Consider the following 21,971-nt stretch of genomic DNA (forward strand, 5'->3'; position numbering starts at 1 on the left):
GCCCGCTTCCCCCCCCCCCTCCCCCTCCTCCCCCCCCCCCCCCCCCCCCCCACCCCCCCCCCCCCCCCCCCCCCCCCCCCCCCCCCCCCCCGCGCCACGGCCGGTGCCGTGGTCAGCGCGGTGACCGGCGCCGTGCCGTGGTCGGCGCCGTGACCGGTGCCGTGCCGTGGTCGGCGCCGTGACCGGCGCCGCGGTCACCGGCGGCGGTCGATGCGGCGCCAGATCACGGCGGCGCCGACGACCGCGGCGCCCGCCGCGCCCAGGATCAGTGCCGGGCGCGGATTCCGTGCGGCGGTGCCCATGACGGACCGCACCGAGCGCGGTGCCCGTACGTCGTGCCGCGCGGTACGCCCGGCCCGCAGCACCCGGTCCCGCACGCCGTGCGAGCCGTGTCCGGCCCGCTCCTGCACCAGATGACCGGCCTTCGCCATGCCTTCCTGCGCGGTGTGCCCCACCTGGGCGGCCCGTTCCTGCACCAGGTGTCCCGCCCTGACCGCCCGGTCCTGCACGCCGTGCCCCGCCTGCGCGGCGCCGGCGCGCAGCTGGACGGTCATGGCGCCGGCCTTGTCCATCAGGTCGACGGCCCGCACCCGGGCCCTTTCCTTGACCTCGGCCCGGCCCGTCACCCGGGCGACCGTGTCACCGAGCCGGTGCCGTGCCTGCTCGATCTGCTGCCGCAGCTCGTCGGGGCCCTTGGCGCCCGCGTGGTGCGCGTTCCTGTGCCTCATCGGTATGCCGCCTCCTCCCTGTACAGCCCCCGGGTACCCGGGGGCGCGCCCGGGAATGTTCAGCAATCTTTATCAATATCTCGTAGAAAAATTAAGTAGAGCTTCACCAACGAGGTGCCGAGACTACTCCCATGACGAGTTCACGCACCCCCTCGCCCTTCGGCCGCGTCCTGTGCGCCATGGTCACGCCGTTCACCGGGTCCGGCGTCCTCGACCTGGACGGCGCACAGCGGCTGGCCGCGCACCTGGTCGCGCGGGGCTGTGACGGCCTGGTCCTGAACGGCACCACGGGCGAGTCGCCCACCATCACCGACGAGGAGAAGGCGCGGCTGGTGACGGCCGTACGGGAGGCGGTCGGCGACCGGATCGCGGTGGTCTCGGGCGTCGGCACCTCCGACACCCGGCACACGGTGGAGCTGGCGCTGGCGGCCGGCAAGGCGGGCGCCGACGGCGTTCTGGTGGTGACGCCGTACTACAGCCGGCCCCCGCAGGAGGCCGTGGCCGCCCACTTCCGCCAGGTCGCCGACGCGAGCGAGGTACCGGTGATGCTCTACGACATCCCGGGCCGCACCGGCACCCGCATCGAACCGGAGACGATGATGCGACTGGCCGCGCATCCCCGGATCGTGGCCGTCAAGGACTGCTCCTACGACATCCTCGGCACCCTGAAGGTGCTGGCCGGGACGGACCTGGCGTACTACGCGGGCTGCGACGAGCACGTGCTGGCGCTGTACGCGGTCGGCGCGGCGGGCTGTGTGAGCACGGTCGCCAACGCCGCACCGGCCCACATCGCCGCGATCCTGGCCGCCTTCGACGCCGGTGACACCGCCCGGGCCACCGAACTCCAGCTGGCCCTCACCCCGTTGACCGAGGCGATGATGGACTCAGGGCTGCCCGGCACGGTCACGGCGAAGGCCCTGCTGGCCCGCCTCGGTCTGCCCGGCGGCCCGGTCCGCGCGCCGTTGCTGCCCGCCGGCCCGGAGACGGCCGACGGGCTGCTGGCGCGGTACGAGGCGCTGCCCGCGCTCTGAGCGGCGCGCGCCCGCGGACCACGGGGTCCGGCTGTCGGCGGCCCGGGTGTGCCCGTACAGTCCCCGGTGTGAGCGACGACCTGCGCGACCTGCCCCTGCGGGAACGGAAGAAGCTGCGTACGCGCCGAGCCCTGGCCGGGACCGCGCTCCGCCTCTTCACCGAACGCGGATACGACGCCACCACGCTCGACGACCTGTGCGACGCGGTGGAGGTGTCCAAGCGCACCTTCTTCCGGAACTACCGATCGAAGGAGGACGTCGCGCTCGCCGCCGACGGCGACCTGTGGTCGGCGTACCTGGACCACGTCGCCACCGTGGAGCCGGCCGGCCCGCTCCTGGAGACGCTGCGCCTCGCCCTGGACACCACGCTGGGCGCCATGGACCCGGACTGGGACCGCCGCTTCCTGGCCACCCGTGAGCTGGCGGAGGGCGTCCCCGCGCTCCGGGCGCACAGCCTGGGGTACTGCCAGGAGACCACGCGGGCCATCGTGGAGACGGTGACCGGACGGGCCGGCGCCGACGTGGACCGGATGCGCGTGCGGCTGACCGTGGAGATCTTCGTGGCCGTCTGGCACACGGCGTCCCTGGAGTGGACGGCCGAGGGCGCCGAGGGAAACCGCGACACCCTGAAGAAGCTGGTCGAGGAGACCCTCGCGCTGATCCCGGAGGCCCTCACCGGCTCCGCCTAGCGACTCCCCCACGGCCACACGGGAAGCACCCGGCTCCCCTGCCGGAGCGCCCCGCACCTCGTTCGTGGTGCGGGGCGCTCCGGCGGTGCGGGGGGTGTCAGTTGTGGCTGTTCTGAGGTCGGTGCAGGTCACGGGGTCATGTTGCCTCCAGGGCCGTTCCGGGGCCGTCCTCGGTGTCACCCGGATCCCGGAACACCCGGTCCACGGCAGCCCGGGTCCGGGCCTCGCTGTTCGGCATCAGATGCGTGTACGTGCGGAGCGTGAAGCTCGGGTCGTGGTGACCGAGGTACTCGCTCAGGGCCTTGATGCTCTCCCCCGCGTCCAGGAGCACGGAGGCGTAGAAGTGGCGGAGGGCGTGCATGCCGTTCTCGCGTCCGAAGGGGATGCCGGCGGAAGTCAGCGCCGGACGCCACACCGACTGGTTGAAGCGCAGCCGGTTCAGCGCTCGGCACTGATCTTTGACGAAGAGCAGCGAGGCTGTCACGGGCGGACCGTCGAGCGTCTTCCACGGCAAGGTGATCTCGACCGGTTGATGTTTGGTGATGTGCGCGGCCAGCGCGAAGGAGACCGTCTCGGGCAACGGCACATGTCGTTCCTTGCCGCCCTTGGGCGGGCCAAAGACCGCCTGTGTGCCTCGGAGCAGCTTGACCTGCCGGACTACGTGGACCGTGCCCCCGAGGAAGTCGACGTCTTCGAGGGCCAGGCCGAAGATCTCGCCTTGGCGAAGACCGCACCCCGCCCCCAGGGACACCATCTCCTGGTAGGCGTCCGGTAGAGCGTCGTGCACCGCCATCACGCGCTCGATGGACCAGGGCTTGACCTTGCGCCCATCGAGGGACGGTGCCCGGACCGAACGAGCGCGGCAGGGGTTTTCGGCGATGATCCGGTCTTCCACAGCGGCCGTGAACACGGCGGACACGTTGGCGAAGATCGATCGCCGGTAGGACGCCGCGCGTCCCGTGGCTTCCAGCTCCCGCATCCATATACGCAGGTGGGAGGGACGGAAAGCCGCCATCGGTCGATCACCGAGGTACGGAAGGGCGTGGACCCTGAGACGGATCTCGACACTCTCTCGGGTCACCGGGTCGATGGTGAGCGCCGCCATCCACTTCTTGGCGTACTCGCCGAAGGTCACGGAGCCCGCAGCGGGGTCGATGTATCGCCCCTGCGACATGTCCGCTTCGATGTTGGCGAGCCACTGGTCCGCCTTGCGCTTCTGCTTGTCCGGGAAGCTCTTGGACTTCTCGGAGCCGTCCGGCGCGATGTACCGGGCGCGGTAGCGGTGGCCGACGCCGTATCGGTCGGTCTTGACCCGGACGGTCTTGCCGTCGGGGCCGGGGACGCTCTTGTACCAGCGGTCTTGGACGTGTCCGGCCATTACGCGGCGACTCCTTCTTCGATACGGGACTTCACCCAGGCACGGACGTCTTCGGGGTCGTAGCGGAGATGCCGGCCGACACGGAACCCGCGGGGGCCGATGCGCTTGCGGCGCCATTGGTAGACCGTCTCGACGCTGGGCAGCTCGAACAGCTCGACTAGGTCCTCAGGCGTCAGGTACCGGTCGGGCAGACGTGTCGCCACGGTCACCACTCCCCTTCCTGTGACAGTGCGGCAAGTGCTTCGCGGGCGGTTTCGCGGTTGAGTTGGAGATCGCGGGCGATGGTGGCGGCGAGGACCGATTCGCCGGGGGTGTGGCCGTGGCCGGCGTACTGCCAGTCGGCCAGGACGAGGACGGTGTCCGGCTCCTGGTCGTCGAGGCCGAGGGCTGCTTGCTCCTGCGCGGCGCGGTAGTCGGCGCGGGCCTGGCGCAGAGCGCCGAGGGTGGTCGAGTAGCGGCGGGACTTGGTGGAGAAGTGGCCGCGGAAGCCGAGCATGTGTGCCCAGGCCCACAGGCGTCGGTCGGGATACAGCGGGTCGAGCAGCTTGCAGGCTTCGATCAGGCGGCGGGTGTGGTCGGGGACGCCGTGGCGGTCGAGTTCGGAGAGTTCGCCGATGCGGCGGTCGAGGCTTCCGGTGTTCTCGGCGGCTTTGGTGGCGTATTTGGCGACGTAGGAGGCGACGGCCTGTTCGGTGATGTCGGAGCCGTCCCCGAAGGCCTTGACCGGCCGGACGTCGAGCTGTCGGCCCCAGCGGAAGGTCCGGGAGGGTTGGTCGGCGGCGGCTGGGACCGAGACCGAGGTGTAGGAGTGCGCGGCGGCGGCACGGATCGCGTCGGAGAGGACGTCAACCGTGGCCCAGGTGGGCGGCGGGGTGTCGGGGCCTTCCGGTCCGTCGAGGCGGATCACGGCGTGGAAGTGCAGGGCGCCGCGTTTCTGGAACTCTGCGACCTTGCCGTACGACAGCCGGGCGCATTCCTTCAGCTCCCGCTGTGAGAGGCCGGCGCGGGCGGCGACCTCCCGGCGGAGCCGGTTAGTGAAGCGCTGCCAGAGCTGTCCGGCGTGGTTGTTGAAGAGCACCGCGCCCGCGTAGTCGTACGTCTCCGGGTCGAGGGCCGTGCCGAGTGTGGGGTCGTCGGCGGCGTGGCGGGTGCCGCAGCGGCAGACGCCCCGATCAGGCCGGTTGTGGACGCGGCCGAACGAGGGGGCGGTGAAGGTGGCGAAGACGCGGGGATGGTCGCGGACGGTGGCGGGGATGTCGCGGCGGTCGTCCCCGGCGAGGCCGGCGCGGATGAGGTGGTAGGTGTCGCCCGCGTAGGTCCAGGCGCAGGACGGGCAGCGGGTGGCGCGGCGGTTGCCGCAGGCGAGGCGGAGCCGTCCGCCGGGTTCGCCCTCGGTGGAGTAGTGGTGCAGGGTCTCGCCGGTCGTCTTGTCCTTGTGCAGGACCCAGCCGGTCAGGTGGATGGGGTCGGCGCAGCCGCCGGTGCGGCGGATCTGTTCCTGCCAGCGGTGGTAGTCAGAGGCCGAAGCCACCCTCAGCAGGTCGCCGAGGGTGGTCGGGTCGAGCAGGGCTTTCGGGGTCAACGGCGCCAACCTCGCTTCTGCGGGGTGTTGGCGTCCTCGCTCGCGGCGGCGTTGGAGGAGCGGCCGTGGCGGCCGGGCTTGGTGGCCCGGTCGGTGTCGTGCAGCTGGTGGGCTTTGGCGGTCTTCTTCAGGCGGTCGTAGTCGCCGTCCAGTCCGTCGGACAGGATGTGGTCGACTCCGAGGCTCCAGCGGCGGGGCATCAGACGCTCACCCCCTGCCGGCGGGCGGGGCGGGTGGTGCCGGTGCCCTGGCAGGCCGGGCAGTGGGCGGTGATGGTGCGCAGGTGGCCCTGGTGGTCGCGGCCGCCGAGGGTGACGGCGGCGGAGGCGAAGCCGTCGCAGGCCGGGCAGATCCTCGGCGGGGGCGGGGTGTGGTGGGCCATGATGGTGGTTCCTTTCGATTGCGGTTGGAAGGAACGGCCCCGGGTGGCGGCGTGCTTGGCGGCTTGTGCGCCACCCGGTGGCCTTTCAGCGAGTGGTGCGGGAGCCCCGGCGGGTACGGCCCTTGGTCGCGTACATGGCCGCGTCGGCGGCGGCGAGCGCGTCCGTGAGGAGCGGCATCGCCAGCTCTGCGACGGGGCAGACGCCGACCGAAGCGGCCAGCGGGAGCGACGTCCCGGCGTAGGGCAGCGGCTGGTGAAGTGCGGCGGTCAGTGCGTCGAGGTCGACGGCGGCCAGGTCCCGGATCACGGCGACGAACTCGTCCCCGCCCAGGCGGCCGGCGGTGCCGTTGCGTCCGCACCAGGCGCGCAGCCGGGCGGCGATCTCCGCGAGGGCGGCGTCCCCGGCGGCGTGGCCGTGGGTGTCGTTGAGGGTCTTGAAGTGGTCGAGGTCGACCAGGAGGACGGCGGCGGTCGGGTGCCGGCGGATGCGGTGTTCGGCGCGGGTGGTCCATCCGGCGCGGGTCAGGAGGCCGGTGAGCGGGTCGCGGCGGGCGGAGACGAGGCGGCGGGTGAGGATGCCGCCGTGCACGGCCCAGCCGAGTAACGGCACGATGCTCGCGGCTATGTGCAGGTCCATGACGTTGTCCTTTGGCGATGGCGGTTGGTTTGGCGGGACCCGGTCCCAGGAGCGGCGGCGTGCTTGGCGGCTTGTGCGTCGCCCCTGGGACCGTTCAGCGGCGGTGCTGCGAGGAGATGAGCGAGCGGATCACCAGGGCGCAGACGGCGACGGACGCGCCGGTGACGGCGACGGCCAGGAGCATGGAGACCAGGACGGCGCCGACGACCAGGACCACGGCCGTGCCGCCGCCGACGAGGGCGAGGACGGCGCCGGGGGTGAGCTGGACGGTGGGCCGGGAGGGGGCCTGGGCGGCCGGGGCGGGGGCGGGCGCCGGGTGGTGCTGGACCACGGTGGTCGGCTCGATGACGGTGGGCGGGGAGACGAGTGCGGTCGGGGTGGGCATGGTGGGGATCTTCGGGCGGAGCATGGCGGTTCTCCCTTCGCTATTTGGTGAGGGCGGTGTCGATGGCGGGGGCGAGGACGCTGTCGGCGAGGAGGTAGCCGCCGAGGAGGAGGACGGCGATGAGCCAGGCGGGCGGGCGGATGAGCTTGACGCCGAGGTAGCCGACGACGGCGAGGGCGAACCAGAGCGGGACCTGCATGGCGGTGGGTCTCCTAGCGGACGCGGCAGCGGTGGGTGCGGGCGGCGAGCTGGGCGGCGGTCTGGCTGGAGTAGTCGGCGGACCAGCCGCAGCGGTCGGCGGTGCACACGGCGGCGTACTTGGTCCGGCCGTTGCGGTCGCGGTGGGTGCCGATCTGGACGGGGCCGATCCGCATCAGGGAGTGGAAGTTGTCGCGGGCGGGCATGGCGGCTGCTTCTCCTTCCGGGTCAGGCGAGCTGGGCGGCGATGGCGTCGGCGAGGTGGGGCGGGACGCCGAGGCGGGCGCGCAGGGTGTCGGTGTCGATGGGTGCGCCGGTGCGGTCGCGGTAGTCGGCGGCGACCTTGCGGGCGTGGTCGACCAGGACGGCGGGAACCGCGGGCACCGGATCGGCGGGCGGAAGCGCCGCCGGTTCGTCCACCGGGGCCGGGACGGGCTCGGTGGCCGTAGCGGGCTCCGGGTCCGGGGCGGGTTCGGGGGCCGGTTCGCGGTCGTCCGCGATGTCGGTTGCCGTGGCCGGGTCGGGTGCCGGCGGCTCGGTCGTCGGTTGCTTGGCGGAGTGGGCGAGAAGGGTGCCGCCGAGGAAGGCCAGCGCGGGCCATCCGGCGATGCCGAGGCGGAGCAGGGCGGGCGGGTCCGTCAGATCGAGGAATCCTGCGGTGGCGACGTTGGCGCCCAGTGAGGCGAAGAGGGCGATGAGGAACCAGCACCAGGCCAAGCGGGACGGGCCCTCGCTGCGGAGCCGTCGCCAGGCGGCGACCAGGAGGAGGTCGACGGAGACGGGGTAGGCCCAGGCCTTCCAGCCGTCCTGCCCGGCAGCGGCGGCCAGGTCGTGCAGGTGGGCGAAGGACAAGGCTCCGGCGATGACGGCTTGGACCAGGACGGCGTCCACGCGCAGACCGCGACGGCCGGCCATCAGGACTCCTCACCGGTCGGCGCCTGCGGGAGCGAGGCGGCCAGAGACGGGCTGACGGCGTCCACGAAGTCGAGGTCGGCGCCGGTGGTGTCGGCGTAGAGGCCGAGCTGGCCCAGGAGCAGGACGGTGCGGGCGAAGTCCTCGCAGTCGGGGCACATGACGGGGGTTCTCCCTTCATCAGGCATGGCAGGGGTAGGGACCTGGCGCGAAAGCGGTCGCGCCAACCGGGGAGCGGGGTGGTCAGGCCGTGGCAGGAGCCGTCTTGGACAGCGGCACTGCTGTTGCAGCGGGAGCGGTCAACTCCGGCCGGAAGGGGGCCAGCTCGGGCAGGTCCGGGGTGCGGGCGGCATGCCGGTTGCAGGTGTTGACGGCCTGCCGGAGCGACGTGTGCCGGGCACGGATGCGGTGCCAGCCCCCAGTGACATCCCCGGCGATGGCGAGGCCGCGCCGTTCTGCGGGGATCTGGACGGCAGCGAGGACGGCGTCCGGGGAGATGTCGCCGAAGGCCATGTTCGCGCTGGTCTCGTCGTTGACGCGGTGCGCGGTGCGGCCGGTGAGCTGGGCGCGGAGCATGGTGATGCCCTTGCCGAGTTCGGAGCCGAAGCGCTGCCCGCAGATTTCGAGGTAGATGCTGGCCGCGCGGCCGAGCTGGGCGAGGCGGACCAGCGCGGTGATGATGCGGTCGCGCCGCTTCTCCTCCTCCTTGCTGGCGAACAGGGCGAGTTCGGCGACCTCATCGACCAGGACCACGACCGGCACCGGTCGCAGGTGGTCGGGCAGGTCCCAGATGTCGGCGGCTATCTCCGCGTCCGGCACCGCGGCGGTGATGCGCTGTTCGGCCCGGATGAGCTGGTAGATCCCTTCCATGCGGGACACGAGCGCGTCCAGCAGCTCGGCGGCGGTGTCGGGGTTGTCGGCGAGGGCTGAGAACCGGCGGGCCAGCGGGAACAGCTCAACCCCCTGCTTGCAGTCGATGCCGACCAGGGCGACGTCCATCGGGGCCAGCCCGGCAACCAGATTGCGCTGATAGACGGACTTCCCGGACTCCGTGGCCCCGAGGGTGAGGGCGTGCGGGACGGCGCGGTAGTCGCGGTAGTGCACCGAGCCGTCTTCGCGCAGGGCGACGGGGACCCGCATCGGGCGGGTGTCGACCTTGGCGGGCATCTGCACCCGCTTGAGGACGTCGTAGCCGGTCATCCGCACTTCCACGACCCCCGAGCGCACCTCACGCGAGGTGACTCCGTACATCGAGAAGGAGTGCCGCAGCCGGTCGGAGGCGGCGGCGACGTCGAAGGCGTCCTGTCCGGGCCGCAGGCCCAGCCGCAGGACCAGGCCAGTCCGGGTTGGGCGGAAGCGCAGGATGCGCGGTGGGCGGGACTCCGGGATCGGACGGTTGGTGACCCGGGCCAGGGCCAGGCGCCAGCGGGAGGGCGGGACGGTCAGCCCGCAGGCGTCCATGACGGAGGCGTAGCGGACCAGGACCCGCAGGCTCGCGAGGGAGACGCCGAAGGTCAGCCAGTACCAGGCGGGGCGCCGCCACCGCAGGAGACCCGCAGCGGCGACGACCAGCACCAGCGCGACCGTGAAGCCGGTCATGATCAGGCCGCCTTCGAGTTCGCGGCAGCGGCGACCAAGGACGTGACGGCGACCGCGCGGAAGGCGATGCCGTGCCGCTTCTGGCCGTTGAAGTCGTTCTCCCACGGCCGGGCGATCAGGCCCGTGAGCGCGACCGGGGTACCCATGGTCAGCTCACCGGAGATGCCCGGCTCGGGGACGGTAATGGACAGGATCTCCACCTCGTCGTTCGCCGCGAACATCACGTCGACGGTCATCAGCTTCGCGCCGGTCTCGACGTCGGTGGCGATCTCGCCCGTACGGCGGTCCTTGACCTTGGGCTGCGGGGTCTTGGCGACCATCACGGTCGCGGCGGAGGTGTCCACGGGAATCTGACGCATCGTCTTGTCTCCTGACGCATTGAGGCTTTGGCCGACATCCCGTCGGTGAGACCAGGAGACCGCGAGGAGGGTTGGACGCATCACGGTCCGTATGGACGTTCAGGGACGTCTGAGGTACCGTCAAAACGTCCCTACGGGTCCTGAGGGAGGACACGTCATGGCGAACGAGCGTCTCCGCGCGGCGATTTCAGCGAAGGGCGAGACGATCCAGTCCGTTGCCGAGCACGTCGGAGTGGACCCCAAGAGCGTCGAGCGCTGGATCACCACCAACCGGACTCCCCACCGCGGGCACCGCTGGAAGGCCGCGAGCTTCCTCGGGACCGACGAGGTGTATCTCTGGCCCTCAGCCGAGAAGCAGGCCGAAAAGGCGAGCGCCTCCGAGCTGATCACTTACTACCCGCACCGTGGTGCGGTCCCTGCCCCGCTGTGGTCGTCCCTGATCGAGAAGGCGACGGATCAGATCGACATTCTGGTGTACGCGGGACTGTTCCTCTTCGACAGCCACCCCGACCTGCCGGACCAGTTGGCCGACAAGGCGAAGGCCGGCGCTCAGGTTCGCATCCTGCTGGGCGATCCGGAGTCCGATGCCGTCCGCCAGCGTGGCGAAGAGGAGGGCATCGGCGACGACCTCGCGGCCAGGGCCCGGATCACTCGCCGTTACTTGCAACCCGCCATGTCGACGCCCGGCGTCGAAGTCCGCCTGCACGACACGATCCTCTACAACTCGATCTACCGGTTCGATGACGACGTGTTGGTGAACCCTCATGTGCTCGGAGCTCCCGCCGGGCAGAACCCGGTGATGCACTTCAAGTACCTGCCGGGGGCACGGACGTTCCGGCACTACATGCGGAGCTTCGACTACGCGTGGGAGCAGGGCCGGACGGCATAGCAGGCCCCGGACGTGCAACGCTGATTACATGGCACGAGTCGACTACTTCAACGATCCGAACGCTCCGAAGGCGAACAGCCTCGTCCCCTCCGTGACCGCCGTGGCCCGCAACGAGGCCGGAGAAGTCCTGCTGATTCACAAGACCGACAACGACCTGTGGGCCCTGCCCGGAGGCGGTATCGACCTGGGCGAGTCAGCCCCCGACGCGGCGGTACGCGAGACCAAGGAAGAGACCGGGTTCGACGTGGAGGTGACCGGCCTGGTCGGGATCTACACGAACCCGGGACACGTCATGGCGTACGACGACGGCGAGGTCCGCCAACAGTTCTCCATCTGCTTCCACGCCCGCATCCTCGGCGGCCAGCTGCGGACGAGCAGCGAGAGCAAGGAGGTGGCGTTCGTTGATCCGAGCAGGCTGGACGAGCTGAACATCCACCCGTCGATGCGCATGCGGATCGAGCACGGTTTGGCCAGCCGGACCGAGCCTTACATCGGCTGAGGCTTCCCGGAGCTACCGCCCGGCAGATGCCGGCGCAGCAACCGGATAGCAGGGGCGTGGTCGTAGTACTCGGCTACCTGGAGCGGCGTCTCGCCAGTCGCATCGGGCAGTTCCGGGTCTGCGCCGTATGCGAGGAGTACTGCCGTCGTTGCCACGGTGAGCGGATCACCGCTCTGCAGCGCGACATCGCCTTCCGTCCCAATCGCGTGCGTCAGCGGAGTCGCACCGTCGCCTTCGTCGGGGTCTGCGCCGGCGTCGAGCAGTCGAGCCAGTAGTTCCACGTCCTGATGTTCCACTGCGAAGAGCGTCGGGGGCCACCAACCGCTTCCGTCGATGATCGCCCGTTGGCTCGGCGGCAGTGCCGTGAACGCCGCGATCCGTCGCTGGGTGCGCTCCACCGCGGCGCCGAGGTAGGGACGCGCTCCGCTGATCGCGTTGTGCACTTCACTACCCGGTTCGTAGCGGACCAGGATCTCGTCAATGCGGGTGTCGAAGTCGAAGGACTGCCCGGCGGGCCCGGTCGTCATGTCAGCAAAGATCAGCGCGTCGAGGACCGGGGAGTCCTCCCGCTCGTACACGGCCAGCTCTGCCGACAGCCCTCGCTGGTCTGCCTCGTACACAGCCCCGGAGTGATGGGCGACCAGCCGTACGAGGCGCGCCGGCGCACCCAGCGTTTCCAGGTGACGGGCGCCGTCGAGGGGATGGAACCCGGTGTGACGGAGTTCGGGAGCGTAACCGATGTCATGCAGCCAGGCTGCGGCGACGAGGAGGTCCCGATCAGCCTCACGCACAGCCGCGGCAGCCTCTTGAGCACGAGCAGCCACCGCCTGAGTGTGCAGCCAGCGGTTCCCGAGCTGAGGAAGCAGAGACTCAGCGAGTGCAGACGCTCCCTGAGGCGTGTCCAGTGCAGAAGGCATACCGGGAACGGTAGTCGAGACGCGTGGTGAGCCGACAGGGCCACGATCGAGCGATGCTGATCATGGGTGCGGTACAACTTTCCCTACTTCATCAAGAGCCCGCGCACGGCGCGGGCGCGCGCCGCCTCTGCGGCGCGGCCTGCCTCCTGTCTGCGCCCCGGCTGGCCGCGCCCGGCGGCGCGCTCGGCGGCTGCGGGCATGAAGTGGGGAGACACCCTCTATGGCTGGGGCGGTCGGCTCCACGGCTTTAGGCAGCCACTTTGGGGCGAGCCTCTAAGATCATGGCCCCAACGTCGGGCTTTAACGGGCAGGTCCACAGACTGCCCGACGCGCCGGAAGCTTACGGGGCCATGATCACTCGCCCCAAAGCAGCTCCAGCCCAAAGCCGCTCCGCCGACCTCAGTTTCGGAGCCGCGCGGCTAGCTCGTCCAACCTCCTGATACACCGGTTAAGACTAGGTGATTCGGAGGCCGCAATCCTTGGCCGCCATTGATTTAGACCGAACTCTCGAAGGTCTGAAACGTAAGTAGGCCCCACAGTGGCACCACTCTTCGCCTTAGGGGCGACCCCCTCGCGAATGTCTCTTTTACGGGAGGCTCGAGCGAGATTGACGATCGTCTGCTTAGGGTCGAGAAGTGAATCCGGGTTTCTGGGCACCTTGTCCTGAGAAACTCCCAAAAAATTAGCTATGGCCTCACGATCTGCCAGTAGCCAGGACTCCAACTCCGCGACTGCAACACGGAATACCATCATCTCGGAGGGAGCAGGGAGCCAACTACCGAGCTTCTCGACCACACAAGAGTCGGGAGAATCAAGATCAACCAGGACAAACCAGGGCGAATGCTTGGCTGCCAAGTTGTAGGCACCAAGTTTCTTGAGGATGCCGGTTCGCCCACCGCCACCCAAGAACATGCCAACCGTAAAACCACATTCTCTGAGGATTGCGGTAACGGCACCCTCGTCAGACGGCCCTTCAACTGCGGCCGTAATTGAAATCACGCGCCTACCCCACGAAGAAGCTGAGTTGCCCGGCGTCACGCGGGGCTGTTAGCCCCTGCAAGATATCGCCGAGTGGCACCCCGGCATCCCGCATAGTCTGCAGATCTTCTCTCTCCGAGAGGAGAGTTACGGCCGTTCCTTCTGATTCTGGAATAAGCGCCAATACTTCATTAGTGCCAATTCCGGGGTCATTCAGGATTTCTGGAGAGTGCGAGCTCACAAGAATCTGACGCCCAGACTTCCGCTGCACGCGCGCAAACATCTGCGGGATATACCGCACCACTTCTGGGTGCAGTGAAAGTTCGGGCTCCTCTAGAAGTAGCGGACCCCTCGTCTCGGCTACGGCCCACAGCAGTCCGAGTAGGCGAAGTGTACCGTCGGAGAAATGATCCTCTGTTTGCCACGCTCCCTGAGGACGCCAGTGTTGGTACTTGCCTCGAAGGTGCGGAACGCCGCGAACGTCAGGCTGCAACTCCAATCCTTGAAGCTGCGGAACCGCCACCCGCAACGCGTCAACGATCCTCCGAAGTCGCGCGTCTCGCGTCTTTTTAGGGGTTCGAGCAATCTGTTCGAGGAAATCTCCACCGAAGGGGTCGTCTTTTTTCCCGACAGATCGGTCAGGTTCGCGGACGAGTTGGGGGACGATATGCAAGTAGCTCAAGCTTGCGAAGAAATCAGAGACCGTGCGAAAGTCCCGGTTGGCGTTGACCTGCTCTAGATTGGTCTGCCGCAAACGCTCCGAATCCTTCGAGTCCGACTCGTCCGGCCGGGCAAGGACGGTGGTGTCTCGATACTTGACCGTTTCCGATTCGACGATCGGGCGCCTATTGTTATCCTGCTTGAACTTCAACTCATAGGTCCACTCATCGAAGATGGTGTCATTCCCAAGCGTGGCGCGAATAGAAATCGAAGGATATCGACGGGCCGCAAGTGATCGGATCATACTGACGCCCCCACGTCGCGCAACGGCGGCCTCGAATCCTCCACCCACGGAGACAATGTCGGAAAGAAATCGAAAGCAGTCTAGAAAATTGGACTTACCTGCCGCGTTTGGTCCAACCAAGAACATCCTAGGTCGCAAATCCACAGAGAATCGTGCGAAATTACGCCAGTTGGTTACCTGCAGGCTTGTGAACCGGAGATTCTTGCGCTCAATAGCTTCCGGGGCTTGTTCTTCGTTGGTCTCACTCATCAAGGCCATCCCAGTCGTGGGTCGCAAGCGTCAGAACGATTCTATCTCCGACTACATGTGACAGGTCGCTAGATACATTCCTCAGACGCGGTGCAGGTAAGCGCTCCTGAGACCGGTCTCTCAGCAGTCAGTGCTCTTCGCATCATCCGTCGACAGCTCACAACCTCAGTGCTGGGCTGTCGAAACAGGTGTCGGCGCATGGCATGCGTCTCAACCACAAGCGCCCTCCCGGGCCGTCCTAGGGCCGTGGAAGGGCGCTCAATGGTGACCACCGTCGACAGCTACCGACAGCTCAGCAGCAGGTCACGGCGTTGTTCGATAAGGCGGCCGCAGGTCACGGCCGCCGGTGGTCAGTTGTGGCTGTGCAGGATGTCGTTCAGGCCGCCCCAGACCGCGTTGTTCGGGCGGGCCTCGACCGTGCCGGTGACCGAGTTGCGGCGGAAGAGGATGTTCGAGGCGCCGTTCAGCTCGCGGGCCTTGACGATCTGGCCGTCGGGCATGGTGACCCGGGTGCCGGCCGTGATGTACAGGCCCGCCTCGACCACGCACTCGTCGCCGAGCGCGATGCCGACGCCCGCCTCGGCACCGACCAGGCAGCGCTCGCCGATGGAGATGATCACGTTGCCGCCGCCGGACAGGGTGCCCATGGTGGAGGCGCCGCCGCCGATGTCCGAGCCGTCGCCGACCACGACGCCCGCGGAGATCCGGCCCTCGACCATGGAGGTGCCGAGCGTGCCGGCGTTGAAGTTGACGAAGCCTTCGTGCATGACCGTGGTGCCGGCCGCGAGGTGCGCGCCGAGGCGGACCCGGTCGGCGTCGGCGATGCGCACGCCCTTGGGGGCGACGTAGTCCGTCATGCGGGGGAACTTGTCGACCGAGGTCACCTGGAGGTGCAGGCCCTCGGCGCGGGCGTTGAGGCGCACCTTCTCCAGGTCGTCCACGGCGACCGGACCGAGCGAGGTCCAGGCGACGTTGGCGAGGTGGCCGAAGATGCCGTCCAGGTTCTGGCCGTGCGGCTTGACCAGGCGGTGCGAGAGCAGGTGCAGGCGCAGGTAGACGTCGTGCGCGTCGATCGGCTTCTCGTCCAGCGAGGCGATGACCGTGCGGACCGCGACCACCTCGACACCCCGGCGGGCGTCCGGGCCGGTCGCCGCGGTCGCGCCGCCGCCCAGCAGCTCCGCCGCCTGCTCGGCGGACAGCCGCTCGGTGCCGGCCGGGCCCGGCGCCTCGACCAGCTCGGGGGCCGGGAACCAGGTGTCGAGAACGGTGCCGTCGGAGGCGATCGTGGCGAGGCCGGCGGCGACGGCGCCGGTGGTACGGGTTGCAGACTCGGTCATGGGACAAAACCTAACGTGGGTGGGGTGGTGAGGGCGAACCGCGTCCACGTGCCGGGCGCGGGTTCAGGGGATCAGCCGAGCCAGCGCGGCGCGCGCGTACTCCTCGTCGTACGAACCGCCCGTCAGCAGCACCTGGAGGCAGATGCCGTCCATGAGCGCGAGCAGGGCGCGGGCGGTGACCGGGTCGGTGCGGCGGGCCAGCAGCGCGGCGGCGCCCTCGGTCCACTCGGCGGCGACGGGACGCAGCGCGGGGCGGCGCAGCGCCGCGAGGTACAGCTCGTACTCCAGCTCCACGCCGGTCCGCCCGCCCGCCAGCCACTGCCCGAGCGCCCGGGCGAGGTCCGCGGCGAGGTCGCCCCGGCCGGTGCCCTCCGGCAGCAGTTCGGCCAGCACCCGGCCGAAGCCCTCGTTCGACTGCCGCAACGCGGCCACCAGCAGCTCTTCCAGGGTGGCGAAGTGGTACGTCGTGGAGCCGAGCGGGACGTCGGCCTCGGCCGCGACCGTACGGTGGCTCAGCCCGGCGATGCCGTCCCGGCCGGCCACACGGATCGCCGCGTCGATGATCCGCTGCCGTCGCCCGGGGTCGTGCCGGCGGGGCATCAGTGCGCCGCCCCGCCGAGGTTCAGGACCACCACTCCGCCGATGATCAGCACGATCCCCGCGACCTTGGCGAGGCTCAGCCCCTCCCCGAACAGCAGCAGGCCGAGGACGGCGACGGCCGCGGTGCCCACGCCGGACCAGATGGCGTACGCCGTGCCGATCTGCACGCTCTTGAGGGTCTGGGCGAGCAGGGCGAACGAGACGAGGTAGCCCAGCGCGGTCACGAGCGAGGGCCAGAGCCGGCTGAACCCCTCGCTGTACTTCATCGCCGTGGTGGCGGCGACCTCGGCGGCGATGGCGCCGGCGAGCAGCAGGTATCCCATGTGTACGAGCGTACACAACGGCTGTGTACGGCCGTACACAACGAGAAAGTTTCACTTTCATAGAAACCGCTCGCAGCCGGCCCGGTGTCCACTACTGTGCGGGCCCGTGCCCGACAACACCCCCCGCGCCCGAAGATTCGGGCTGGCCGCCGCGCTGGCGCTGGCGGTCGCCGCCGCCTGCGCGGCCGTCACCGCCCTGAACGACCAGCCCCCGCAGACGAAGGCCACCGCACCGGCGACACCGCCGGACAACGGCCCCGGCCTGCTCTCCTTCGCCTCCCCGTCCACCACGCCGGCGCCCGCACCGGCCCCCGCGAGGAACCGCACGGCGCCGCCGGCGCCCTCGCCCTCCGCCCCCGGCTCCCCCTCCCACCCGAAGCGCACGCCCGCGAAGTCCCCGGCACCCGCGTCCGGTTCACCCCGGCCGGCGGAACACGGAACGTCGGTCCGCTCCCTCAACTACCCCGACCGCTACTGGCACGTCAGCGGCGGCCTGGTGAAGCTCGACCCCGTCGGCTCGGCCGCGGACCGCCGCGCCGCCACCTTCACCCGCGTCGAGGGCCTCGCCGACGCCCGCTGTTACTCCTTCGCCACGGCGGACGGCGGCTACCTGCGCCACCGCGATTTCCTGCTGCGCGCGGAACCCGCCGACGGCTCCCCCCTGTTCGCCCGGGACGCCACGTTCTGCCCCCGCGCCTCCGGCTCCCCCGGTGCCGTCAGGCTGGAGTCGGTCAACTACCCCGGCCGCTTCCTGCGCCACCAGAACTTCCGGCTTCGGCTGGACCCGTACCAGAACACCGGCCTCTTCCGGTCCGACTCGGCGTTCCTGCTGGTGGACGGGCTGGCCTGAACACACGGAAGCGGCGGCACCCCGGCAGGGTGCCGCCGCTTCACGCACGCGGTGGGATCAGACGTTGATCAGACGTTGAAGCCCAGCGCCCGAAGCTGCTCACGGCCGTCGTCCGTGATCTTGTCCGGGCCCCACGGCGGCATCCACACCCAGTTGATGCGGAGTTCGTTGACGAGGCCGTCCGTGGCGGACTTGGCCTGGTCCTCGATGACGTCCGTCAGCGGGCAGGCCGCCGAGGTCAGGGTCATGTCCACGGTCGCGACGTTCGAGTCGTCGACGTGGATGCCGTAGATCAGGCCGAGGTTGACGACGTCGATGCCCAGCTCGGGGTCGACCACGTCCATCAGAGCCTCGCGCAGCTCCTCCTCGGAGGCCGGCTTCATCTCAGCGGTGTCGGTCATGCCGTCTTCCTTTCGGCGTCGGCGCCACCCAGCGCCTGGGCCGTCGCGTCCTTCCACGCCATCCAGCTCAGGAGGGCGCACTTGACCCGCGCGGGGTACTTGGAGACACCGGCGAACGCGACCGCGTCCTCCAGGACCTCCTCCATCGCGTCGTCGGGCTCGATCCTTCCCTTGGACTGCATCAGCTCCAGGAAGGTCTCCTGGATCTTCTGCGCGTCCGCCAGGTCCTTGCCGACCAGCAGCTCGTTCAGCACGGAGGCCGAGGCCTGGCTGATCGAACAGCCCTGGCCCTCGTACGAGACGTCCTCGATGGTCGTGCCGTCGTACTTCACGCGCAGGGTGATCTCGTCGCCGCAGGTCGGGTTCACGTGGTGCACCTCGGCGTCGCCGTCCCTCAGACCACGCCCGTGCGGGTTCTTGTAGTGGTCCAGGATGACGTCCTGGTACATCGAATCCAGCTTCACGGTGTCGACACGCCTCTCAGCCGAAGAAGTTCCGAACGTGCTCCAGCCCCTCGACCAGAGCGTCGATCTCGGCCGGCGTGGAGTACAGATAGAACGACGCTCGCGTGGTCGCGGGAATTCCGTAGCGGAGGCAGACCGGACGGGCGCAGTGGTGGCCGACCCGGACCGCGATGCCCTGCTCGTCCAGGACCTGACCCACGTCGTGCGGGTGGATGTCCCCCAGCGTGAAGGAGATCGCCGCGCCGCGGTCCTCGGCCGTGGTCGGCCCGACGATGCGGAGGTCGGGGACCTCGGCCAGGCGCCGCACCGCGTACTCCGTCAGCGCGTGCTCATGGGCGAGGATCTTGTCCATGCCGATCGACTGCAGATAGTCGATGGCCGCGCCGAGGCCGACCGCCTGCGCGATCGGGGGCGTGCCCGCCTCGAACTTGTGCGGGGCCGGGGCGTAGGTGGACGAGTGCATCGAGACCGTCTCGATCATCTCGCCGCCGCCGAGGAAGGGGGGAAGGTCCTCCAGCAGCTCCTGGCGGCCCCAAAGAACGCCGATGCCGGTCGGGCCGCACATCTTGTGGCCGGTGAAGGCCACGAAGTCGGCCTGCAGCGCCTGCACGTCCAGCGGCATGTGCGGCGCGGCCTGGGAGGCGTCGATGCAGACGAGGGCGCCGACCTCCTGGGCGCGGCGGATTATCGTCTCGACCGGGTTGACCGTGCCCAGGATGTTGGACACCAGCACGAAGGAGACGATCTTCGTCTTCTCGGTGATGATCTCCTCGATGTTGGACAGGTCGAGCCGGCCGTCGTCGGTGAGACCGAACCACTTCAGCTTCGCGCCCGTGCGCTGCGCCAGCAGCTGCCACGGCACGATGTTGGAGTGGTGCTCCATCTCCGTGATGACGATCTCGGTCTCGTGGTCCACCCGGTAGGGCTCGTCGGCCCAGCCCAGCATGTTCGCCACGAGGTTCAGCGACTCGGAGGCGTTCTTGGTGAAGATCACCTCGTCGCGGCTCGGCGCGTTGACGAACTCGGCGACCTTGTCGCGCGCGCCCTCGTACAGCGCCGTGGCCTCCTCGGCGAGCACATGCACACCGCGGTGGACGTTGGCGTTGTAGCGCTCGTAGTACTCGCTCAGGGCGTCCAGCACCTGGCGCGGCTTCTGCGAGGTCGCCGCGTTGTCCAGGTACACGAGCTTCCTGCCGTCGTGGACGACGCGGTCCAGTACGGGGAAGTCCTTGCGGATCGCCTCGGTGTCGAGGAGGCCCGGCAGCTGTGTCACGCGGATGCGCCACCCTTCACGTACGACTCGTAGCCCTCGTTCTCCAGCTTGTCCGCCAGCTCGGGACCGCCGGACTCGACGATGCGGCCGCCGGCGAACACGTGGACGTGGTCGGGCTTGATGTAGCGCAGGATGCGCGTGTAGTGCGTGATCAGCAGGGTGCCGACCTCGCCGGTCTCACGGACGCGGTTGACGCCCTCGGAGACGATGCGGAGCGCGTCGACGTCGAGGCCGGAGTCGGTCTCGTCGAGGATCGCGACCTTCGGCTTGAGCAGCTCCAGCTGGAGGATCTCGTGGCGCTTCTTCTCACCGCCGGAGAAGCCCTCGTTGACGTTGCGCTCGGCGAAGGACGGGTCCATGTTGAGGCGCTCCATGGCCTCCTTGACCTCCTTCACCCAGGTGCGCAGCTTGGGGGCCTCGCCGCGGATCGCGGTGGCGGAGGTGCGCAGGAAGTTGGAGACCGAGACGCCGGGGACCTCGACCGGGTACTGCATCGCCAGGAACAGGCCCGCGCGGGCGCGCTCGTCGACGGACATCTCCAGGACGTCCTCGCCGTCGAGCAGCACGGTGCCGCCGGTGATCGTGTACTTCGGGTGACCCGCGAGGGAGTAGGCGAGGGTCGACTTGCCGGAGCCGTTGGGGCCCATGATGGCGTGCGTCTCGCCCTGCTTCACGGTGAGGTCGACGCCCTTGAGGATCTCCTTCGTGGCGTTGTCGGCCTCGACGGTGACGTGCAGGTCTCGGATTTCAAGCGTTGCCATGGGTGCCTCAGGACTCCTGGGTGAGGGAGGCGCGGACGTCAACGAAGACGCTGCCCCCTTCGATCTTTACGGGGTATACGGGGACGGGGCGCGTCGCGGGGAGGCCGGACGGCTTGCCGGTGCGCAGGTCGAAGGCGGAGCCGTGCAGCCAGCACTCGATCTGGCAGTCCTCCACCTCGCCCTCGGAGAGGGAGACGTTCGCGTGGGAGCAGATGTCGTGGATGGCGAACACCTCGCCCTCGGTCCTGACGACCGAGATCGGCGTGCCGTCGAGTTCCACCCGCTTCGGGGTGTCCTCCTCCAGCTCGCTCAGCCCGCAGGCGCGTACGAACGACGTCATGCGACCGAAGCCTCCAGCTCTCCCTCGATCTTGGCGAGCAGGCGCTCCTCGATGTCGGCGACGCCGATCTGCTGGACCAGCTCGGCGAAGAAGCCGCGGACCACCAGGCGGCGGGCCTCGTGCTCCGGGATGCCGCGGGCCATCAGGTAGAAGAGCTGCTCGTCGTCGAAGCGGCCGGTGGCGGAGGCGTGGCCGGCGCCGACGATCTCGCCGGTCTCGATCTCCAGGTTCGGCACCGAGTCGACACGCGCGCCGTCCGTGAGGACCAGGTTGCGGTTCATCTCGTAGGTGTCCGTGCCCTCGGCGCTGGCCTCGATGAGCACGTCGCCGATCCAGACCGCGTGCGCGTCGTCGCCCTGGAGCGCGCCCTTGTAGACGACGTTCGACTTGCAGTGCGGGGTGTTGTGGGTGACCAGGAGGCGGTGCTCCTGGTGCTGGCCGGCGTCGGTGAAGTACAGGCCGAACAGCTCGGCCTCGCCGCCGGGGCCGGCGTACTCCACGCGCGGGTGCAGGCGGACCACGTCACCGCCGAAGGTGACGACCACGGACTTGAAGGAGGCGTCCCGGCCGACCAGCGCGTTGTGCTGGGCGACGTGGACGGCCTTGTCGTCCCAGTCCTGGACGGAGACGACGGTCAGCTTGGCGCCGTCGCCGAGGACGTAGTCGACGTTGGCGGCGAGCACCGCGTCACCGGTGTGGTCGATGACCACGACGGCCTCGGCGAAGGCGCCCAGCTCGATCACCTGGTGGCCGAAGGCGGTGCCGCCCTGGCCGTGCACGGCGATGCGGATCGGCTCGGTGAGGACGGTCTCCTTGGCGACCGTCACGACCGAGGCCTTCTCGAACGCGGAGTACGCCTGGGCGGCGACGCGGTCCACGGGGGTGCCCGCCCTGCCGAGGCGCGCGTCGTCGCGGCCGACGGTCTCGACGGTGACGCCCTCGGGGGCCTGGACGTCGACCTTCACCCCGTCGCCGTTCGCGACGGCGGTGCCGTCGTGCAGCCCGCGCAGCCGCTCCAGCGGGGTGAAGCGCCACTCCTCCTCGCGGCCGTGCGGGACCGGGAAGTCCGCCACGTCGAAGGACGGGGGCGCGCTCATGCGCGAGACGACGGTCGACTCCGCGGCGACCGCGATCGAGCCGGCGGTGGTGGAACCCACGGGTGGGGGTCCCCCCGCGCGAGCGGAGCCGAGCGTGGGAGAGTTCTGGGCCTCAGCCATGGCTGTCGTAGTGCTCTCTTTCCTGAGTA

30 protein-coding genes are annotated in these 21,971 nt (G+C 69.6%); 5 read left to right on the plus strand and 25 right to left on the minus strand.

The window, feature by feature from the left end:
• Positions 1 to 194: 194 nt before the first annotated feature.
• Positions 195 to 728 (minus strand): DUF3618 domain-containing protein, encoded by a 534-nt coding sequence (locus ACZ4VF_RS08345; protein WP_467923943.1) that lies wholly within the window; start codon positions 726 to 728, stop codon positions 195 to 197.
• 131 nt (positions 729 to 859) lie between these two features.
• On the opposite strand from ACZ4VF_RS08345, the gene dapA reads away from it, so the two are divergent.
• Both dapA and ACZ4VF_RS08355 read left to right on the plus strand, forming a co-directional pair.
• Positions 860 to 1,759, plus strand: a complete 900-nt coding sequence (dapA, locus tag ACZ4VF_RS08350; protein ID WP_467923945.1) for a 4-hydroxy-tetrahydrodipicolinate synthase — start codon at positions 860 to 862, stop codon at positions 1,757 to 1,759.
• Positions 1,760 to 1,827: 68 nt separating this feature from the next.
• Complete coding sequence (locus ACZ4VF_RS08355; protein WP_467923947.1) at positions 1,828 to 2,448, plus strand: TetR/AcrR family transcriptional regulator; 621 nt, start codon at positions 1,828 to 1,830, stop codon at positions 2,446 to 2,448.
• Between the two features lie 136 nt (positions 2,449 to 2,584).
• On the opposite strand, the gene ACZ4VF_RS08360 is transcribed toward ACZ4VF_RS08355, so the two are convergent.
• From ACZ4VF_RS08360 to ACZ4VF_RS08420, 13 genes are all read right to left on the minus strand, one after another.
• Positions 2,585 to 3,826: a tyrosine-type recombinase/integrase gene (locus tag ACZ4VF_RS08360; protein ID WP_467923949.1), complete on the minus strand. Its 1,242-nt coding sequence runs from the start codon at positions 3,824 to 3,826 to the stop codon at positions 2,585 to 2,587.
• Positions 3,826 to 4,029 carry a helix-turn-helix transcriptional regulator gene (locus ACZ4VF_RS08365; RefSeq protein ID WP_401046150.1) on the minus strand — a complete coding sequence of 68 codons (204 nt, stop codon included), beginning with the start codon at positions 4,027 to 4,029 and terminating at the stop codon, positions 3,826 to 3,828. The genes ACZ4VF_RS08360 and ACZ4VF_RS08365 overlap by 1 nt, the downstream gene beginning before the upstream one ends.
• A 2-nt stretch (positions 4,030 to 4,031) precedes the next feature.
• Positions 4,032 to 5,408 carry a replication initiator protein RepSA gene (gene repSA / locus ACZ4VF_RS08370; protein WP_467923952.1) on the minus strand — a complete coding sequence of 459 codons (1,377 nt, stop codon included), beginning with the start codon at positions 5,406 to 5,408 and terminating at the stop codon, positions 4,032 to 4,034.
• Positions 5,405 to 5,608 (minus strand): hypothetical protein, encoded by a 204-nt coding sequence (locus ACZ4VF_RS08375; RefSeq protein ID WP_467923954.1) that lies wholly within the window; start codon positions 5,606 to 5,608, stop codon positions 5,405 to 5,407. Before ACZ4VF_RS08375 ends, repSA begins: the two co-directional genes overlap by 4 nt.
• The gene (locus ACZ4VF_RS08380) at positions 5,608 to 5,790 is read right to left on the minus strand and encodes a hypothetical protein (RefSeq protein ID WP_467923956.1); all 183 of its coding nucleotides are present in this window, start codon (positions 5,788 to 5,790) and stop codon (positions 5,608 to 5,610) included. The genes ACZ4VF_RS08375 and ACZ4VF_RS08380 overlap by 1 nt, the downstream gene beginning before the upstream one ends.
• Before the next feature lie 85 nt (positions 5,791 to 5,875).
• Entirely contained in the window at positions 5,876 to 6,427 is a 552-nt protein-coding gene (locus ACZ4VF_RS08385) for a GGDEF domain-containing protein (protein ID WP_467923958.1), read from the minus strand.
• Positions 6,428 to 6,521: 94 nt separating this feature from the next.
• The gene (locus tag ACZ4VF_RS08390; protein WP_467923960.1) at positions 6,522 to 6,836 is read right to left on the minus strand and encodes a SpdD-like protein; all 315 of its coding nucleotides are present in this window, start codon (positions 6,834 to 6,836) and stop codon (positions 6,522 to 6,524) included.
• A 16-nt stretch (positions 6,837 to 6,852) separates the two neighbouring features.
• On the minus strand, positions 6,853 to 7,011 hold the full coding sequence (locus tag ACZ4VF_RS08395) for a hypothetical protein (protein ID WP_107051289.1): 159 nt from the start codon (positions 7,009 to 7,011) through the stop codon (positions 6,853 to 6,855).
• Positions 7,012 to 7,024: 13 nt separating this feature from the next.
• Positions 7,025 to 7,216, minus strand: a complete 192-nt coding sequence (locus tag ACZ4VF_RS08400) for a mobile element transfer protein (protein ID WP_353755690.1) — start codon at positions 7,214 to 7,216, stop codon at positions 7,025 to 7,027.
• 22 nt (positions 7,217 to 7,238) lie between these two features.
• Positions 7,239 to 7,925 carry a DUF2637 domain-containing protein gene (locus tag ACZ4VF_RS08405; RefSeq protein ID WP_467923962.1) on the minus strand — a complete coding sequence of 229 codons (687 nt, stop codon included), beginning with the start codon at positions 7,923 to 7,925 and terminating at the stop codon, positions 7,239 to 7,241.
• Complete coding sequence (locus tag ACZ4VF_RS08410; protein ID WP_467923964.1) at positions 7,925 to 8,083, minus strand: hypothetical protein; 159 nt, start codon at positions 8,081 to 8,083, stop codon at positions 7,925 to 7,927. The genes ACZ4VF_RS08405 and ACZ4VF_RS08410 overlap by 1 nt, the downstream gene beginning before the upstream one ends.
• A gap of 82 nt (positions 8,084 to 8,165) precedes the next feature.
• Entirely contained in the window at positions 8,166 to 9,521 is a 1,356-nt protein-coding gene (locus ACZ4VF_RS08415; RefSeq protein ID WP_467923966.1) for an FtsK/SpoIIIE domain-containing protein, read from the minus strand.
• Between the two features lie 2 nt (positions 9,522 to 9,523).
• Positions 9,524 to 9,880 carry an SCO3933 family regulatory protein gene (locus ACZ4VF_RS08420; RefSeq protein ID WP_030346257.1) on the minus strand — a complete coding sequence of 119 codons (357 nt, stop codon included), beginning with the start codon at positions 9,878 to 9,880 and terminating at the stop codon, positions 9,524 to 9,526.
• 157 nt (positions 9,881 to 10,037) lie between these two features.
• Here ACZ4VF_RS08420 and ACZ4VF_RS08425 point away from each other — a divergent pair, with 157 nt between their 5' ends.
• Together ACZ4VF_RS08425 and ACZ4VF_RS08430 are read left to right on the plus strand one after the other, a co-directional pair.
• A complete protein-coding gene (locus ACZ4VF_RS08425) occupies positions 10,038 to 10,769 on the plus strand; it encodes an XRE family transcriptional regulator (RefSeq protein WP_467923968.1) in 732 nt (243 codons plus the stop codon).
• Positions 10,770 to 10,797: 28 nt separating this feature from the next.
• Positions 10,798 to 11,268 carry an NUDIX hydrolase gene (locus tag ACZ4VF_RS08430; RefSeq protein WP_467923970.1) on the plus strand — a complete coding sequence of 157 codons (471 nt, stop codon included), beginning with the start codon at positions 10,798 to 10,800 and terminating at the stop codon, positions 11,266 to 11,268.
• Here ACZ4VF_RS08430 and ACZ4VF_RS08435 read toward each other — a convergent pair.
• The 5 genes from ACZ4VF_RS08435 to ACZ4VF_RS08455 form a co-directional block, all read right to left on the minus strand.
• A complete protein-coding gene (locus ACZ4VF_RS08435) occupies positions 11,256 to 12,185 on the minus strand; it encodes an ankyrin repeat domain-containing protein (protein WP_467923972.1) in 930 nt (309 codons plus the stop codon). The genes ACZ4VF_RS08430 and ACZ4VF_RS08435 overlap by 13 nt on opposite strands.
• A gap of 1,003 nt (positions 12,186 to 13,188) precedes the next feature.
• Positions 13,189 to 14,376: an AAA family ATPase gene (locus ACZ4VF_RS08440; RefSeq protein ID WP_467923974.1), complete on the minus strand. Its 1,188-nt coding sequence runs from the start codon at positions 14,374 to 14,376 to the stop codon at positions 13,189 to 13,191.
• A 350-nt stretch (positions 14,377 to 14,726) separates the two neighbouring features.
• On the minus strand, positions 14,727 to 15,713 hold the full coding sequence (gene dapD, locus ACZ4VF_RS08445) for a 2,3,4,5-tetrahydropyridine-2,6-dicarboxylate N-succinyltransferase (protein WP_467923976.1): 987 nt from the start codon (positions 15,711 to 15,713) through the stop codon (positions 14,727 to 14,729).
• A gap of 63 nt (positions 15,714 to 15,776) precedes the next feature.
• Positions 15,777 to 16,313, minus strand: coding sequence for a TetR/AcrR family transcriptional regulator (locus ACZ4VF_RS08450; RefSeq protein ID WP_467923978.1), 537 nt, complete (start codon positions 16,311 to 16,313; stop codon positions 15,777 to 15,779).
• The gene (locus ACZ4VF_RS08455) at positions 16,313 to 16,636 is read right to left on the minus strand and encodes a DMT family transporter (protein WP_467923980.1); all 324 of its coding nucleotides are present in this window, start codon (positions 16,634 to 16,636) and stop codon (positions 16,313 to 16,315) included. Before ACZ4VF_RS08455 ends, ACZ4VF_RS08450 begins: the two co-directional genes overlap by 1 nt.
• A 106-nt stretch (positions 16,637 to 16,742) precedes the next feature.
• Here ACZ4VF_RS08455 and ACZ4VF_RS08460 point away from each other — a divergent pair, with 106 nt between their 5' ends.
• Positions 16,743 to 17,486: an AbfB domain-containing protein gene (locus tag ACZ4VF_RS08460; RefSeq protein ID WP_467923982.1), complete on the plus strand. Its 744-nt coding sequence runs from the start codon at positions 16,743 to 16,745 to the stop codon at positions 17,484 to 17,486.
• A gap of 68 nt (positions 17,487 to 17,554) precedes the next feature.
• Here the strand turns inward: ACZ4VF_RS08460 and ACZ4VF_RS08465 are convergent, their stop codons facing one another.
• The 6 genes from ACZ4VF_RS08465 to sufD are packed head-to-tail and all read right to left on the minus strand — an operon-like array spanning position 17,555 to position 21,942.
• Positions 17,555 to 17,887 (minus strand): metal-sulfur cluster assembly factor, encoded by a 333-nt coding sequence (locus ACZ4VF_RS08465; RefSeq protein ID WP_069781552.1) that lies wholly within the window; start codon positions 17,885 to 17,887, stop codon positions 17,555 to 17,557.
• Positions 17,884 to 18,351, minus strand: a complete 468-nt coding sequence (gene sufU, locus ACZ4VF_RS08470) for a Fe-S cluster assembly sulfur transfer protein SufU (protein WP_467923985.1) — start codon at positions 18,349 to 18,351, stop codon at positions 17,884 to 17,886. The genes ACZ4VF_RS08465 and sufU overlap by 4 nt, the downstream gene beginning before the upstream one ends.
• A 16-nt stretch (positions 18,352 to 18,367) precedes the next feature.
• On the minus strand, positions 18,368 to 19,624 hold the full coding sequence (locus tag ACZ4VF_RS08475; RefSeq protein ID WP_467923987.1) for a cysteine desulfurase: 1,257 nt from the start codon (positions 19,622 to 19,624) through the stop codon (positions 18,368 to 18,370).
• On the minus strand, positions 19,621 to 20,385 hold the full coding sequence (sufC, locus tag ACZ4VF_RS08480) for a Fe-S cluster assembly ATPase SufC (RefSeq protein WP_467923989.1): 765 nt from the start codon (positions 20,383 to 20,385) through the stop codon (positions 19,621 to 19,623). The genes ACZ4VF_RS08475 and sufC overlap by 4 nt, the downstream gene beginning before the upstream one ends.
• Positions 20,386 to 20,392: 7 nt before the next feature.
• The gene (locus ACZ4VF_RS08485) at positions 20,393 to 20,725 is read right to left on the minus strand and encodes a non-heme iron oxygenase ferredoxin subunit (protein ID WP_467923991.1); all 333 of its coding nucleotides are present in this window, start codon (positions 20,723 to 20,725) and stop codon (positions 20,393 to 20,395) included.
• A complete protein-coding gene (gene sufD, locus ACZ4VF_RS08490; protein ID WP_467923993.1) occupies positions 20,722 to 21,942 on the minus strand; it encodes a Fe-S cluster assembly protein SufD in 1,221 nt (406 codons plus the stop codon). The genes ACZ4VF_RS08485 and sufD overlap by 4 nt, the downstream gene beginning before the upstream one ends.
• Positions 21,943 to 21,971: the final 29 nt, after the last annotated feature.

Source organism: Streptomyces sp. NPDC029151, assembly GCF_055564315.1.